Origin of the sequence: Terricaulis silvestris (genome assembly GCF_009792355.1) — a bacterium.
GTDB classification, from domain to species: Bacteria; Pseudomonadota; Alphaproteobacteria; order Caulobacterales; family Aquidulcibacteraceae; genus Vitreimonas; species Vitreimonas silvestris.
Map to the genome: position 1 here is coordinate 2,276,109 of NZ_CP047045.1, position 14,618 is coordinate 2,290,726.

The following is a 14,618-nucleotide window of genomic DNA, read 5'->3' on the forward strand; positions in this document are numbered from 1 at the left end:
CCATAGCCCAGGGGTCTTCGCCCCATTTGACTTTGTAGATGCGCCCGCGGCGCGCATTGGATGCACCCTAGCCCGGGCGGGCTCTCCGTTGTGTCATGAGCCGCCCCTCTGCCGCCAGGGCGCAATTTGGGCTTGTCAGACGACACTTAAGCATCTACTTAAGTGTCTATGTTTAGAGACACCACGCTCGATCTTGCCTTTCAGGCTCTGGCCGACCCAAGCCGCCGTGCCATGGTCGATCGTTTGGTCCAAGGCCCCGCTACCGTCAGCGAACTCGCCAAGCCACTGGCAATGTCGCTCCCGGGCGTGATGCAGCACCTGGCGGTGCTTGAGGCCTCAGGTCTGGTGATCTCGGAAAAGGTCGGCCGCACCCGCACCTGCCGGATCGAGCCAAAGGTACTCACCCAAGCCGAACACTGGATCACCGAACGCCGTGCCCTCTGGGAGCGCCGCTTGGATCGGCTGGGGCAATTTCTCGACGAAACCAAGGACGAAGACTGATGCTCACGCTCTACGGACACCCGATATCTTCCTACACCTGGAAGGTGCTGATCGCGCTCTATGAGAACGGCACGCCGTTCGAGTCAGTGACGGTCGATCAGAACACCTACGCAGACTTCATCGCCAAATGGCCGATGGGCAAATTTCCGATCCTCCTCGACAGCGATCGCAAACAGATGGTCACCGAGACCAGCGTGATCATCGAATATCTCGACGCATACTATCCCGGCCGCACGCGCTTCGTGCCGAAGCATCTCGACACGGCGCTTGAGGTTCGCCGTTGGGATCGCGTGTTCGATCATCTCGGAAACACGATGACGAAGATCGTCACCGACAACATCCGCCCGGACAGCCAACGCGACCCGTACGGTGTCGAAGAAGCCAAGCGCATCGTCCGCGGCATCTACACAGTCATCGAAGCACAGGTCGGCGATCGTGACTTCATTGTGGGCAACACCGTCACACTGGCAGATTGCTCAGCCGCTCCCTCACTTTGGTACGGCACACGCAACGCGCCGCTCGACGGCGGCTTCCCACGCATCGCTGCTTATCTCGAACGTCTGAAGGCGTGGCCGGCGTTTGCCCGCGCGGTGAAAGAGTCTGAACCCCTGTTTCACATCTATCCTGGAGCCTGAAATGAGCCAGCGTTCTCTCACCCACGCCACACTCGTCCTGGAGCGCACCTACAAAGCGACGCCGAAGCGCGTATTCGCCGCGTGGGAAAACGTCGAAGCGCGCGAACGCTGGCAGGCGCCGACGCCCGACGTAAGGCTGCAATATATCGAAACTGATTTTCGCGAAGGCGGACGCGATCTGATGCGCTGCTATCAAGCGAACCAGTTGGTCTGGGAAGGACAAACCCACTATCTCGATATTCAGCCCAACAGCCGCCTCGTCTTTTCTGAACTCGTAAGCGGCGACGGTCGGCACGAGTCCCTGACCATGGTCGGCGTTGAGTTCATGCCGGTTGCCGAAGGCACGCACCTGCTGTTGACGCTGCAGATCACCGGGTTTGACGGTGCTGCGATGGAGGCGGGTTACCAGTACGGCTGGAACGCGGCGCTCGACAATCTCGCCAAGGAATTATCGCAATGACAAAACGCTCAACGACCCACGCCACGTTTGTAATCGAACGCGACTACCCGGCCGCGCCCGCGAAAGTGTTCGCCGCCTTCGCCGATCCGCAATCGAAAGCCAAATGGTTCGGCGGTCCTGACGACTGGGAGAAATCCAACCATAAGCTCGACTTCCGCATCGGGGGCAAAGAAGGCGTCAGCGGCGGCCCTCCTGGCGGAACAGTTCATTCCTACAACGGTGAGATCTGGGACATCGTCGAGAACGAACGCATCGTCATCGCCTACCAGATGCACCTGGGTATTCAGCGCATCTCGGTTTCGCTCGGCACCACCGAGATCAAGCCAAACGGCACGGGCTCAAAGCTCATCTACACCGAGCAAGGCGTCTTCCTCGACGGCTACGACGACGCCGGCCAGCGCGAACAAGGCACGCGAGAGCTGTTCGATCACCTCGCAACCTTCTTAAGCAAGTGAGGACGCCATGACCACAACAACACACGGCTCCTTCATCATCGAACGCCGTTACAGCGCCGCCCCCGAACGCGTGTTCGCCGCGTGGGCCGATCCAAAAGCCAAGCGCGCTTGGTTCGCTGAAGGCGAAGGCTGGGACATCAAGAGCTACGAACTCGATTTCCGAGAGGGCGGAACCGAGCGCAGCCGCTTCCGCGTCGTCGGCGGCAACAACCCGTTCCCGCCCGACACCGAGTTCGGCAATGAAACCGTGTTCGACGAAATCATCCCGAACGAGCGCATCATCTTCACCTACTCGATGGATCGCGACGGCATGCGCTTTTCGGTCTCGCTCGCCAGTGTGGAGTTCAGCAAAGCCGAGAACGGCACGCGTCTCGTCTTCACCGAACACGCCGCATTCTTCGAAGGCGGCGACGGCGTGCAGATGCGCGAAAAAGGCTGGCGTGAGTTGCTCGCCAAGCTCGACGCCTATCTCGCGCAAGGAGACTGATCATGGCCAAACTCATCATCTGGAACATCATGTCGCTCGACGGCGCGTTCGAAGGCGCGACGCCCTGGGATCTTTCCATGCACGAGACGGTGTGGGGCCCGGAGCTCGAGAAACTCTCGAAAGAGCAGCTTGCGGAGTCCACACTCTTGCTGTTCGGCAAGAGAACCTACGAAGGCATGTTTGAGTATTGGTCGAAAGAGACCGAGACCGGCGAGATCACCGACGGCATGAACAGCGCGCCGAAAGCGGTGGTCTCCACCACTCTCAAGTCGGCGGACTGGAACAACTCGCGCCTGCTGCGCTCGATCGACGACGTGAAAGCCTTGAAGAACGACGCCGGCGACAAGAACATCTTCGTCTTCGGCAGCGCCAAGCTCACTTCATCGCTGCGCAAAACGGGGCTGATCGACGAATACCGCATCTGCATCGCGCCGCTGCTGCTCGGGAAAACCGGCGGCGCGCCGATGTTTAAGCCAACCGACGAACGTCTGCGCCTCGACCTTATCAAAGCCGAACCCATCACCGGCGGTGGCGTTCTCTTGTTTTATCAACCCGCAGCTTGAGGAGTCGCGCATGAAAAAGTTCCTCGCCGTCTACACCGGCAACATCTCCGCGCAAGAGCGCTCCGGCTGGGATCAACTGAACGAAGGCGATCGCAACAAGCGCATGAAGGACGGCATGGACGCTTGGATGGCATGGGGCGAGAAGCACAAGTCGGCGATTGTCGAAAACGGTGGACCGCTGGGTAAGACCAAGCGCACCGGCTTGAACGGTGTCACCGACATCAAGAATGCGCTCGCCGGCTATATCGTCGTGCAAGCAGAATCGCACGAAGCGGCCGCTAAGATGTTCGAGGGCCATCCGCATTTTACGATTTTTCCGGGTGACTCGGTCGAGATCATGGAGTGCCTGCCGATCCCAACCATGTAGTATCGCGCGGTGACCCCGAAGCCGATCACAATAGCGCTCGATGGCGACGCCACAGTCTCCGGCCTGTGGCTCGCACCGCCCAACGCGAAGGCCGCCTACGTCTTCGCGCACGGCGCAGGCGCTGGCATGGCGCACAAATCGATGGCGGCGATCGCCAATGGTTTGGCCGAACGCGGCGTCGCCACGTTGCGCTATAATTTTCTCTACATGGAGCGCGGCTCGAAACGGCCAGACTCGCCGGCTCTCGCGCACACCGCGGTTCGCGCTGCGGTGAACGAAGCGGCGCGCCTTGCGCCAAAGCTGCCGCTGTTCGCCGGCGGCAAATCGTTTGGCGGACGGATGACGTCGCAAGCGCAAGCGATTGAGCCGTTGCCGAATGTGCAGGGTCTCGTGTTCTTTGGCTTTCCCCTGCACCCTGCTGGCAAGCCCGGCGATGAACGCGCGAAACATCTGGATGACGTGAAAATTCCGATGCTGTTCTTGCAGGGTACTAACGATGCGCTTGCGACGCTCGACCTGCTGAAGCCCGCGGTGAAGAGGCTCGGCAAACGCGCGACGCTCGCTCTATTTGAACGCGCAGATCACAGCTTCCATGTGCCGGCGAAATCGGGACGCAAAGACGCTGAAGTGTTGGCGGAGATCTTAGATACTGCGGCGACTTGGATGCTCGACAACTAGCGTCTCGCTTCTCCTCGATGGAGGAGCTGTCGGCGCGCAGCGACGACTGAGGAGGTGAGGCCCGCCTACGGCGCCGATGAGCCCCTGGAGGCTCCTTCGTCACCACCGAGCGCGCACCTCCTCCGCCGCTTCGCCCGCCTACGCTCTTCGAGCTTCGGCGGACAAGCGGCGCCTCCTCCATCGAGGAGGAGGCTTGATGTGCACTAGTCGAACTGCTTTTCGTAAACGTCCGGCTTGAACCCAACCAGCAACTTTCCACCAACATCCAACACCGGCCGCTTGATCATGCTGGGTTGCGCGATCATCAGCGCGATTGCTTTCTTCTCGTTCAGCCCTTCCTTCTCCTTCTCCGGCAGCCCGCGAAACGTCGTGCCGGCTCGGTTCAAGAGAACTTCCCAGCCCACCTCCTTCGCCCAGCGCTCCAGCGACGCCTTGTCGATGCCTTCGGCTTTGTAATCGTGGAACGCGTACGCGACGTCATGCGCGTCCAACCACGTGCGCGCCTTCTTCATCGTGTCGCAGTTCTTGATGCCGTAGATCGTAATCTGCTTGCTCTTGGCCATGCTGGGCTTATGCCAAACAAAACGGAGGATCGTCCATGGCCGACACGCTCACCTTCTACACCAACCCAATGTCGCGCGGCCGCATCGTGCGCTGGATGCTGGAGGAAGTTGGCCAGCCTTACGAAACCGTCGTGCTCGACTATGCGTCGACCATGAAGGCGCCTGAGTATTTGAAGATCAACCCGATGGGCAAAGTGCCGGCGATCACGCATGGCGACGCTGTCGTGACCGAATGCGCGGCCATCTGCGCGTACCTGGCTGACGCCTTCCCGCAAGCCGACCTCGCGCCACCCCCGGGCGACAAAGCGCGCGCGGATTACTACCGCTGGATGTTCTATGGCGCTGGTCCGGTCGAAGCGATGGCGAGCAATCATTCGATGGGCTGGGCGCCGCCGGAAGAGAAGCGCGGCATGTTCGGCTACGGCTCGCGCGAGCAGGTGATGGATGCCCTCGAGTTCGCCGTGTCGCAAAACGACTATCTCGCAGGCAACAAATTCTCCGCCGCTGACCTCTATTTGGGCGCTCAGATCGGCTGGGGCCTCCAGTTCGGCACCATCGAAAAACGCCCGGCTTACGAGACCTACGCCGCGCGGATTTTCTCCCGACCAGCCGCCGTCCGGGCGCGCGAAATTGACGATGGTTTGATCGCGGCCGCTGCCAAGGGATAGCTGCCCTGCCCTTGCCAAGGCTAGTGACTCTCCTTACTAGCTCGCCATGGAAATCCGTGAAGCTTTGACCTTTGACGACGTGCTCCTCGAACCGGGCGCGTCTGAAGTGCTGCCCGCCGACGTCGTCACCAAGACCCGGCTCACCCGTGGCATCGAGCTCAACATCCCACTCATTTCGGCCGCGATGGACACTGTCACCGAAGCGCGCCTCGCGATCGCCATGGCGCAAGCTGGCGGCATGGGCATCATCCACCGCAACATGACACCCGCCGAACAGGCCGACCAGGTGCGCATGGTCAAGAAGTTCGAGAGCGGCATGGTGATCGATCCGATCACGATCTTTCCGGACCAGACCGTCGGCGAAATCATCCTGATCAAGGAAGCGCGCAAGATTTCGGGCTTCCCGGTGGTGGACCGCGAAACCGGCAAGCTGGTCGGCATTCTCACCAACCGCGACATGCGCTTTGCCGAAATGAACGAGCGCGTCGCCGACATGATGACGAAGGACAATCTCATCACGGTGCGCGATGGGGTGAACGAAGGCGAAGCCAAGCGCCTGCTGCACAAGCACCGCATCGAGCGTGTGATCGTGGTCGATGATGCAAACAAGGTCACCGGCCTGATCACGGTGAAGGACTTCGAAAAAGCGCAGGCCTTCCCGGCGCGCGCCAAGGATGAACGCGGCCGTCTGCTTGTCGGCGCCGCCTCCACTATTGGCGATGCAGGCTTTGAGCGTTCGCTGGCGCTGATCGAAGCTGGCGTCGATGTCGTGGTGATCGACACGGCGCACGGGCATTCGAAGTCGGTGCTTGACTCCGTCAGCCGGATTAAGCGCGAGTCCAACCGCACGCAGATCATTGCCGGCAATGTCGCCACCGCCGACGGCGCGAAAGCGTTGATCGATGCGGGCGCGGACGCGGTGAAGGTCGGCATCGGGCCGGGCTCGATCTGTACGACTCGGATCGTCGCCGGCGTTGGCGTGCCGCAGCTCACGGCGGTGATGGATGCGGCGCGCGCGGCGCAGAAGGCCAACGTGCCGATCATCGCCGACGGCGGCATCAAGTTCTCGGGCGACCTGGCAAAGGCGCTCGCCGGCGGCGCGGAAGTGGCGATGATCGGTTCGCTGCTCGCGGGCAGCGAAGAAGCGCCCGGTGAAGTGATCCTCTATCAAGGCCGCTCCTATAAGAGCTATCGCGGTATGGGCTCGCTCGGCGCCATGGCGCGCGGTTCGGCCGATCGATATTTCCAAAAGGAAGTCACCGATCAGATGAAGCTGGTGCCCGAAGGCATCGAAGGCCGCGTGCCGTTCAAGGGGCCGGTCTCCAACATAATCCATCAATTGATCGGCGGGCTGCGCGCCTCGATGGGCTATGTCGGCGCCGCGAATTTGAAAGAGATGCGCGAAAAGGCGAAGTTCGTGAAGATCACCGGCGCGGGCCTCCGCGAAAGCCACGTGCACGACGTTTCGATCACGCGCGAAGCGCCGAACTATCCGCTCGGGAGCTAATTCCGCTCCGTTCCTTTTTGTGGGGTCTCTCCCATGCGCCACGGCGCACGTCAGCAAGCTGCCATCGAAATTCTCTCCACGCTTGAGAACCAGCGCCGGCCCGCGTCCGATGCGGTGAAGGACTGGATGCTGTCGCATCGCTTTGCGGGATCCAAGGATCGCGCGGAGATTGGCGACCTCGTGTTCGGCGCGTTGCGCTGGAAGCAATCGAGCGCCTGGCGCATGGGCGCCGACGACCCGCGCGCTTGGGTGTGGGGCGCTTTGCGTTGGGGCTTTGGACGCGAGGCGGAGTGGATCGAGCAGAGCTGTTACGACGATCCGCACGCGCCGCCGCCGCCGACTGAGGCGGAACGTGCTGCGCTTTCTGGGGCTACTTTGGATGGCGCGCCGGCGCATGTGCGTGGCGATTATCCGGAATGGTTGGATGCCAGCTTCGCGCGAGCGTTTGGCGATGCGCGTGCTGAAGAAGGTGCGGCTCTTGCTGTGCCGGCTTCGTTGGATTTGCGTGCGAACACTTTGAAGTCGGACCGCGATAGGGTGATCGCGGCGTTGGGCGAAAGTCCGAAGCTGAATGAGCCGCCATCTCCGACGCCGTATGCATCGAATGGCGTGCGCATTCCTTGGGCGCAGGGGCGGACGTTTCCGTGGGCGACGGAGCAGAGTTTCGTCAAAGGCTGGTTCGAGGTGCAGGACGAAGGCAGCCAGCTTGCGGCGCTGCTGAGCGGGGCTGAACCTGGGATGCAGGTTGCTGACGTTTGCGCTGGGGGTGGCGGCAAGACTTTGGCGCTGGCGGCTTTGATGCAGAACAAGGGGCAGATTTTTGCGCATGACGTTGATGGCCGCCGCCTTGCGCCGCTGAAGGAGCGGCTTGATCGGGCTGGGGTTCGCAATGCGCAGATCCGGGCGCCGATGCGGACCAAGGATGCGCTGGAGGATTTGCGCGAGCGGATGGATGTCGTGTTCGTCGATGCGCCGTGCACCGGTTCGGGGACTTGGCGGCGCTCGCCGGATTCGAAGTGGCGGTTGCGTCCGAACGCTTTGCTGAAGCGGCGGGACGAACAGCAGCAGGCGTTGGCTATGGCGGCGCCGTTGGTGAAGCCTGGTGGGCGGCTGATGTATGTTACGTGTTCGGTGTTGCCGGAGGAGAATGAGGATGCGGTGGCTGCATTCCTCGGATCATATGCCGGTTTTGCGCCTGTGGGATTGACGCTCGACGCGCCGCATTATGTGCGGACGATTGGGGTGCAGATGACGCCGCTTAAGACCGGATGCGATGGGTTTTACGTCGCGGCTTTGCAGCGGACGGCTTAGACTTTGATGTCGACCCGGCGGCGTTCGCGATTTTCGCGGCGTTCTCGTTGATGCTCAGCGGCATCGTCGCGGCGCATGGCGCGGGTTTGGCGTTTCTTTTCGGCCAAGGCTGCGGGATCGACGCGGTGATTTTCGCGCACTTGATCGCGATGGCTGACCGCCGCGCCATAGTCAGCGGCCGCGCGGTCCCGTGGGGAGTCGCGCTGGGGCGTGTAGGCGCCCGCCGATTCTATGCCTGAAATCGCGGCCATTTACGCAGCGTGACACGCCGCGGTTAGGATCGCGTTCAGAAGTATTGCTAATTTTAAGTAGGCTTGACGAAACGTTAGGAGCGATCGGCGCGGGCGCGGCGAGGCTCGCGTGCGGCTCGCGCGATGCGGTGAGCACGAGCCCAGACCCGTGCGGCGTGCGCCAGAGGGCGGGTAGCCGCTTCAGCACGCGGGCGACGAATGGCGCGGGATTATCGAGCATCGCGCGCAGGCGCCTGATGCGCGCACGCAGCGAACCGCGATGCATGCCGGCGACGATGCCCGCCGTGGCGAGACGCCAAACTTGACCGCGCCCGCGCTTGCCGGCGCGCACGCCGGGGCGGACGCCGCGCGAGATTCTGTGAATGCCTTGACGCGCACATGTGGCGCGGAACGCGTCGTTGGCGCGGAGGAAGAGGATTTTGCGCAACTTGCGCGTGGCGCGGCGGAGATCGGCGGCGATCGCGCGCTTCGACGCGGCGTAGGCGTCGCGCAACAGCGGACAGCGCCACGCCGCGCGCGGCAACGCGTCGACCACCTCGCAGAACCACGCCAACAGCGCGATCAACCAGCCGCGCATCGACGCGGTGACGGCGTCGACGATGGCGAGGTTGGGTCTGTTGGGCTGGGCGACGAGGCGCATGCGCGGAGTATGCGGGCGGTGCGGGGTCGGTCGGATAGATTTTTGGGTGGGGCGAACGAAATCAGGGAGTTGGATCGAATTCTTCGAGGATAGACACGTGCCCTATCCGTGCACTGCATCAGCGATCCAGCATTCAACTGCGTAACACTCGGGGATGTCTGAACCGGGGCCGGCGGCTGAGCATCCGCCCCTGTAGTCCTTACACTCTCCTGATCCAGTCTCGAAGGGCGCGCTAAATCCCACCCACACGGTCAGCACAAGAAACAACGACGCGCAGACTGTGACATGCATCCCTTTCCGGCGTTTTCGCGCTGCGCGTTGGTATTCGATGGTGTCCATCTCTCCTGTTCTTTCTCTATCGCACTGCGCCTCAGCGATGCCCGCTCCGGACGAGAAGGTGCACAGCCGGAGCGGTGCTCGGAGGTCGGCGCGATCTGAACCGAAGATTGCATTGCCTTAATTTGTTAACCATACTCCCTGCGCTGGGAGGCAAGTGGGAATGGCTCAACGTCCGGGGTCAGGCGACGACGCAGAAGGCCGAGGCGCGGACATTTTCATCTCGTATCAGCGGGACAACGCGGCGCAAGCAAAGCGACTGGCTGCCGCGCTTCGCCGCGACAACCGCAATGTTTGGCTGGACCAGAAGCTGAGTTCAGACAAACGCTGGCGCGCCGAAATTGAAGGCAAACTGAAACGCGCCCGGTGCATCGTTGCGATCTGGTCAAAAAAGGCAGCGACGAGCGGTTGGGTGAACTACGAAGCATTTCGAGCGCAGCAAGAAGACAAGCTCGTCGCGGTCACCTTCGATCCGCTGAAGCCTGACGAACTGCCCGAATGGCTTGCCGATCAACAGATCACCAATCTTCGCGACTGGAAATCGCCAGATCAAATTCACAACGGCTGGCTCAACGTCACCCGCACCGTCAGCGCCAAGTGCAACCAGCTCCCCGACTATAGGTTCAAAGGCTGGCTAGGTGGCGGACCGGTCCACGAGCGCGTCACTCACATCGCCTTTCACCCGACCGAAGACGCTCGACTAATCTCAAGCGGGTCCGAAGGACGCGCGTCGCTTTGGTTGGCTTCAAAGGCCAGCGTCGGCGGTCGTGGTACCTACGATGAGGACGGCGTCGCCATTCGTCCCGGGTTAGCCGAGCAAGGGAACGACGGCACTTACTTGTCGCCGGATTCCGGCAACGAATACTCCAAGAATTCCATAGCGCGCGCGCAGTTTTCCAGTGATGGCGAACGCGTCGTGCTTGCGTGCCGCGATGGCATCGCTCGGGTCCACGATCGCGCGTTGCAGCGATTGATCTGTGAACTTAGGCACAACGAGAGTTGTGGCGTTGCGGAGATGGCTTTCGCTAAGCGCGTCGGCGGCCAGCATCGTGATGGCGTATTGGACGCTTGCTTTCTCCCCGATGGTGACATCGTCACCGTTGGAGGAGCGCGCGTCGCAACCTGGACTTCCGAAGGCACGCCGCGTCACCCACGCCCACTCCAGCTACGCGAGGGCGCGCACGCTATGGCGACGCGCGTCCTCTACTGCGACGTGCTTGAAGGTGTCATCGTCGGCGACAAGCTCGGCAAGGTCCGCGTTATCGACGCCAAGACGAACGAAGACGCGTTCCAGATTGATGATCGCTTCGACACGTTCGTCCAGTTCGCGCTCGGCCCGAAGCTGGTTGATGGTGAAATGAAGCAAGGGTTGCTTGCCATCGTTTCCGAAAGCCCGCTCGACTCTGAAGTTAAGTTTCACGACTGGGGTCCGGGGACTGGGCCGTTCATCAAGCCGCGTCCGCACACAATTTTGGACGACGCGCCTCCAGTGAAATCAATCGCGCTTCATCCGCGTGCGCCGGTTTTGGCCGTGGGATCGAGCGCTGTGCAACCGCGCTTGCATGATTATTCCGCGCACGAGGCGATCCCGCTTCCGCGCGAAGGCTGGCACGATCGCGGTATCACCTCGGTCGCGTTCTCTGCGAGCGGAAAGTATCTCGCGGCCGGGGCAGAAGACGGCCGCATTTCGGTCTGGGAGGATCGGTCGCAGCCGTTCTGAGCCGCCGTTCAAGAAGGCGGACGAGGCACAGTAACGGGGCGAGTCGTATCGACCTGTGTGCCGCCTGGTTCCGGCGTCGCGCCCCTGGCGCGATCTGTCCCTGGCCATGTGCCGTACATAAGCTGCATCGCGAGAGCGAAAATACTCGTGAGGACGGTCAACCAAGCCGTGGTCTTCACCTCTCGATCAGGATGAGCGGATAGCACGAACCACGGGCTCGTGTGAAATCGCATTCTGAATTGAACTGTTGCTTCTTGATCGGGCGCCGGTCGGCGTTTGGCCGCTCCCTCACGTCGCATCATCCTGTAAAGTGGGATTCGCTTGATGCGTTCCAATCGATCGATGGGTTTTCGAAGTTCGCGCTGAGCATTTGCGGTGATTGTGTCGCCGATTGACCCGGAAAGACAAACTGCTTCGCTATCTGGCTCCGTCACGTGGTCGAACGTGAGATTCTCGATACCTTCGTAAGCATCCTTGATCATCAGCGTCGCGAGATCAGGCCGGGCCGCTAACCTCCGTGGCAACACCGTCAGTTGCATGTGACGTTTGTAGACGGGTTTGTGCACCGACCGACCTCGCGCATCGACGTAGACGAGAAAGAATGTGCAGTTGGCCCACAGACCATCGAGCTTTTGGGGAATGATCGCGCGCGGAGCTTGAATGACTCGTTCATCCAATGGCCGTCCGGTCGGAGCACGAAACTCTATTGGCCCACTGAGACTTCGCTGAACTTCACCGCTGTAGATCAGCGCGATGAGCCAAACGATCAGAAAAACTCCTCCTAGAAGTAGGAGCGCCTTGCCGAGCGGATGATTCCAAAAGGTAAGCCACCACTCGTACGAATGGCCAACAACGTAGGCGCATGCGCCCATGACGCTCGCTTGGATCGCGCCGAAAGACGGCAAGTCCAACGAACCGAATATGCCGTCCATTCGCCCACTCCCCCGAGATGGTTAACGAACCTTAACATCTGGGGATAAGTCTGCAACGCTAGGATGCGCGTCAGTTGCGGAGAACCCAACCATGGCCAAAACGAGCGGCATCGTACGAGTTGCCAAGGCGGACGCGCCGTTGCTCGAAGTCTTGGCGTTGCGCGGATCGATGAATGTCGATCACTCGCGGGCCAGCGTTCAGCGCCGAGCCGATCGGTTTGTCCTAAAGGGATGGGCCCTGCTCTCCAACGGAACACTAAGCTGCACCGTCGAAGGCTTTCGGGCAGCCCAAAGCGCGAAGGTGCAAGCACTGCGGAAAAAGCGGGCCTGAATCGCATTTCCGCGAATTGACGATCGCCGCGACGCACTCCATTTCAGGCCATGGCGCAAAGCACAGCGAAATCCGCTCCCTCCACCGCTCCCTCCTCCTCCCACGAACGCGTTCTGATCATCGACTTCGGGTCGCAGGTTACGCAGCTGATCGCGCGGCGCGTGCGGGAGAGCGGGGTCTATTGCGAGATCCATCCGTTCAACAAAGTCGATGCCGCGTTCCTGAAGGCGTACGCGCCGCAGGCGATCATCTTTTCCGGCGGGCCGGCGAGCGTCACCGAGGGCGAGAGCCCGCGCGCGCCTGAGGAAGCGTTCAAGCTCGGCGTGCCGATCCTGGCGATCTGCTACGGGCAGCAGACCATGCATGTGCAGCTTGGCGGCGTGGTCGAAGGCGGGCACGCGCGCGAGTTCGGGCGCGCCGATGTCGAGATCAAGAAAAGCTCGCCGCTGTTCGAGGGCTGCTGGAGCGTGGGCGAGCGCTATCCGGTGTGGATGAGCCACGGCGATCGCGTGACGGAATTGGCGTCGGGCTTTGAAGTGATCGCGACGAGCGAGAACGCGCCGTTTGCGATCGCGGTCGATGAAAAGCGGCGCTTCTATTCGACGATGTTTCACCCCGAAGTGGTGCACACGCCGGATGGCGCGAAGCTGTTGCGCAATTTCACGCATCGCATCGCTGGGCTCAAAGGCGATTGGACCATGGCGGCGTTCAAGGACGAAGCCATCGCGCGGATTCGCGCGCAGGTCGGCGATGGGACGGTGATTTGCGGGCTGTCGGGCGGCGTGGATTCGTCGGTGGCGGCGGTGCTGATCCATGAAGCGATCGGCGACCGGCTGCACTGCGTGTTCGTCGATCACGGGCTGATGCGGAAGGATGAGGGCCGCCAAGTCGTGTCCCTCTTCCGCGATCACTACAATATTCCGCTGATCCATGCTGATGAGAGCGAGCGCTTTTTGGGCGCGCTGGCGGGCGTCAGCGATCCGGAAGTGAAGCGCAAGACCATCGGCAAGCTCTTCATCGATGTGTTCGAGGAGAAGGCGAATGGAATCGGCGGCGCTGCATTCCTGGCGCAAGGGACTTTGTATCCGGACGTGATCGAGAGCGTGTCGGCGATTGGCGGGCCGAGCGTGACGATCAAGTCGCACCACAATGTGGGCGGCTTGCCGGAGCGGATGAACATGAAGCTGGTCGAGCCGCTGCGCGATCTCTTCAAGGATGAAGTGCGCGCGCTCGGGCGTGAGCTTGGGTTGCCGGAGACGTTCGTGGGGCGCCATCCGTTTCCGGGGCCGGGGCTGGCGATCCGCATTCCGGGCGAAATCACCAAAGAGAAGTGCGATATTCTGCGCGAGGCGGATGCGGTTTATCTCGACGAGATTCGCAAGGCGGGGCTGTACGATAAGATTTGGCAGGCGTTCGCGGTGTTGTTGCCGGTGAAGACGGTCGGCGTGATGGGCGATGGGCGGACGTATGAGTATGTGTGTGCGCTGCGGGCGGTGACGTCGAGCGACGGCATGACGGCGGACTTCTTCCCCTACTCGATGGATTTCCTCGGCCGCGCCGCGACGCGCATCATCAATGAAGTGCGCGGCGTGAACCGGGTGGTGTACGACGTGACGTCGAAGCCGCCGGGGACGATTGAGTGGGAGTGAGATGAAGAGAGCGGCTCCCGTTCAACGGAAGCCGCTCTCTCGACCAAGCTCTATGACGCGACGGCGCTACGTCGCTGGTTCCGCAAGCGGCGTAGCTGGGCTTGCGGCAAGAACCACGGTGACGCGGCGATTGAGCCGGTCCTCGCTGTCCGATTGCGGCATGCTTTCGGCCGCCGCGGCGATGGCGATTTCCTCCGGCGGCACGCCCAAGGACACCAGCTGTTGCTTGACCGCTTCCGCGCGCTGCTGCGCAAGCCGGCGATTGCGGGCAACGGAACCGGTCGCATCGGTATGGCCGGTCAAGGTGATCTGCGTTGTGCAATCGGCCCGCCGCGCGTTAGCCACGTCTTGGAGCGAGCTTTGACTCTCGGCGTTCAGCCGCGCGGAGCCAAGATCAAAATAGACGACGCCCTCGGCGCCGATGCATTGCACGGGCGGCGGGGTGCCGGCCGGCGGGACCGTCTGCGCCATTGCCGCGCCCGCCAGAAGTGAACCCGCGCAAACGCTCAGAAGTAAAGTACGCATCTTGAAACTCCACCTTGCTCTTGGCGAAGAACTGCGTGG

Annotated in this window: 18 protein-coding genes; 14 read left to right on the top strand and 4 right to left on the bottom strand. The window is 61.7% G+C overall.

Features of this window, described 5'->3' with window-relative positions; all coding sequences use genetic code 11:
• Nucleotides 1–168 precede the first annotated feature (168 nt).
• From DSM104635_RS11630 to DSM104635_RS11665, 8 genes are read left to right on the top strand one after another with little or no spacing between them, the layout of a single operon-like run.
• Entirely contained in the window at nucleotides 169–501 is a 333-nt protein-coding gene (locus tag DSM104635_RS11630) for an ArsR/SmtB family transcription factor (RefSeq protein WP_158768076.1), read from the top strand.
• Nucleotides 501–1,136: a glutathione S-transferase family protein gene (locus tag DSM104635_RS11635; RefSeq protein WP_228445667.1), complete on the top strand. Its 636-nt coding sequence runs from the start codon at nucleotides 501–503 to the stop codon at nucleotides 1,134–1,136. Before DSM104635_RS11630 ends, DSM104635_RS11635 begins: the two co-directional genes overlap by 1 nt.
• 1 nt (nucleotide 1,137) lies before the next feature.
• Nucleotides 1,138–1,596: an SRPBCC domain-containing protein gene (locus tag DSM104635_RS11640; protein ID WP_158766361.1), complete on the top strand. Its 459-nt coding sequence runs from the start codon at nucleotides 1,138–1,140 to the stop codon at nucleotides 1,594–1,596.
• Entirely contained in the window at nucleotides 1,593–2,051 is a 459-nt protein-coding gene (locus tag DSM104635_RS11645) for an SRPBCC family protein (protein WP_158766362.1), read from the top strand. Before DSM104635_RS11640 ends, DSM104635_RS11645 begins: the two co-directional genes overlap by 4 nt.
• Before the next feature lie 7 nt (nucleotides 2,052–2,058).
• On the top strand, nucleotides 2,059–2,538 hold the full coding sequence (locus tag DSM104635_RS11650; protein ID WP_158766363.1) for an SRPBCC family protein: 480 nt from the start codon (nucleotides 2,059–2,061) through the stop codon (nucleotides 2,536–2,538).
• Between the two features lie 2 nt (nucleotides 2,539–2,540).
• Nucleotides 2,541–3,101: a dihydrofolate reductase family protein gene (locus DSM104635_RS11655; protein WP_158766364.1), complete on the top strand. Its 561-nt coding sequence runs from the start codon at nucleotides 2,541–2,543 to the stop codon at nucleotides 3,099–3,101.
• A 10-nt stretch (nucleotides 3,102–3,111) separates the two neighbouring features.
• Nucleotides 3,112–3,468, top strand: a complete 357-nt coding sequence (locus DSM104635_RS11660) for a YciI family protein (RefSeq protein ID WP_158766365.1) — start codon at nucleotides 3,112–3,114, stop codon at nucleotides 3,466–3,468.
• A 9-nt stretch (nucleotides 3,469–3,477) separates the two neighbouring features.
• Complete coding sequence (locus DSM104635_RS11665; protein ID WP_228445668.1) at nucleotides 3,478–4,146, top strand: alpha/beta hydrolase family protein; 669 nt, start codon at nucleotides 3,478–3,480, stop codon at nucleotides 4,144–4,146.
• Nucleotides 4,147–4,349: 203 nt separating this feature from the next.
• On the opposite strand, the gene DSM104635_RS11670 is transcribed toward DSM104635_RS11665, so the two are convergent.
• A complete protein-coding gene (locus tag DSM104635_RS11670) occupies nucleotides 4,350–4,709 on the bottom strand; it encodes an ArsC family reductase (protein ID WP_158766366.1) in 360 nt (119 codons plus the stop codon).
• Nucleotides 4,710–4,744: 35 nt separating this feature from the next.
• Here DSM104635_RS11670 and DSM104635_RS11675 point away from each other — a divergent pair, with 35 nt between their 5' ends.
• The 3 genes from DSM104635_RS11675 to DSM104635_RS11685 are packed head-to-tail and all read left to right on the top strand — an operon-like array spanning nucleotide 4,745 to nucleotide 8,195.
• Nucleotides 4,745–5,377, top strand: coding sequence for a glutathione S-transferase family protein (locus DSM104635_RS11675; RefSeq protein ID WP_158766367.1), 633 nt, complete (start codon nucleotides 4,745–4,747; stop codon nucleotides 5,375–5,377).
• A 46-nt stretch (nucleotides 5,378–5,423) separates the two neighbouring features.
• Complete coding sequence (guaB, locus tag DSM104635_RS11680) at nucleotides 5,424–6,884, top strand: IMP dehydrogenase (RefSeq protein WP_158766368.1); 1,461 nt, start codon at nucleotides 5,424–5,426, stop codon at nucleotides 6,882–6,884.
• 33 nt (nucleotides 6,885–6,917) lie between these two features.
• Nucleotides 6,918–8,195, top strand: coding sequence for an RsmB/NOP family class I SAM-dependent RNA methyltransferase (locus DSM104635_RS11685; protein WP_158766369.1), 1,278 nt, complete (start codon nucleotides 6,918–6,920; stop codon nucleotides 8,193–8,195).
• 171 nt (nucleotides 8,196–8,366) lie between these two features.
• Here DSM104635_RS11685 and DSM104635_RS11690 read toward each other — a convergent pair whose 3' ends face one another.
• Nucleotides 8,367–9,086, bottom strand: coding sequence for a hypothetical protein (locus tag DSM104635_RS11690; protein ID WP_158766370.1), 720 nt, complete (start codon nucleotides 9,084–9,086; stop codon nucleotides 8,367–8,369).
• 499 nt (nucleotides 9,087–9,585) lie between these two features.
• Here DSM104635_RS11690 and DSM104635_RS11695 point away from each other — a divergent pair, with 499 nt between their 5' ends.
• Nucleotides 9,586–11,142 carry a toll/interleukin-1 receptor domain-containing protein gene (locus DSM104635_RS11695; RefSeq protein ID WP_158768079.1) on the top strand — a complete coding sequence of 519 codons (1,557 nt, stop codon included), beginning with the start codon at nucleotides 9,586–9,588 and terminating at the stop codon, nucleotides 11,140–11,142.
• A gap of 8 nt (nucleotides 11,143–11,150) precedes the next feature.
• Here the strand turns inward: DSM104635_RS11695 and DSM104635_RS11700 are convergent, their stop codons facing one another.
• On the bottom strand, nucleotides 11,151–12,074 hold the full coding sequence (locus DSM104635_RS11700) for a hypothetical protein (RefSeq protein WP_158766371.1): 924 nt from the start codon (nucleotides 12,072–12,074) through the stop codon (nucleotides 11,151–11,153).
• 91 nt (nucleotides 12,075–12,165) lie between these two features.
• Here DSM104635_RS11700 and DSM104635_RS11705 point away from each other — a divergent pair, with 91 nt between their 5' ends.
• A complete protein-coding gene (locus DSM104635_RS11705; protein ID WP_158766372.1) occupies nucleotides 12,166–12,405 on the top strand; it encodes an acylphosphatase in 240 nt (79 codons plus the stop codon).
• A 50-nt stretch (nucleotides 12,406–12,455) separates the two neighbouring features.
• A complete protein-coding gene (gene guaA / locus DSM104635_RS11710; protein WP_158766373.1) occupies nucleotides 12,456–14,054 on the top strand; it encodes a glutamine-hydrolyzing GMP synthase in 1,599 nt (532 codons plus the stop codon).
• 66 nt (nucleotides 14,055–14,120) lie between these two features.
• Here guaA and DSM104635_RS11715 read toward each other — a convergent pair whose 3' ends face one another.
• Nucleotides 14,121–14,525, bottom strand: coding sequence for an OmpA family protein (locus tag DSM104635_RS11715; protein ID WP_158766374.1), 405 nt, complete (start codon nucleotides 14,523–14,525; stop codon nucleotides 14,121–14,123).
• Between the last annotated feature and the right edge of the window lie 93 nt (nucleotides 14,526–14,618).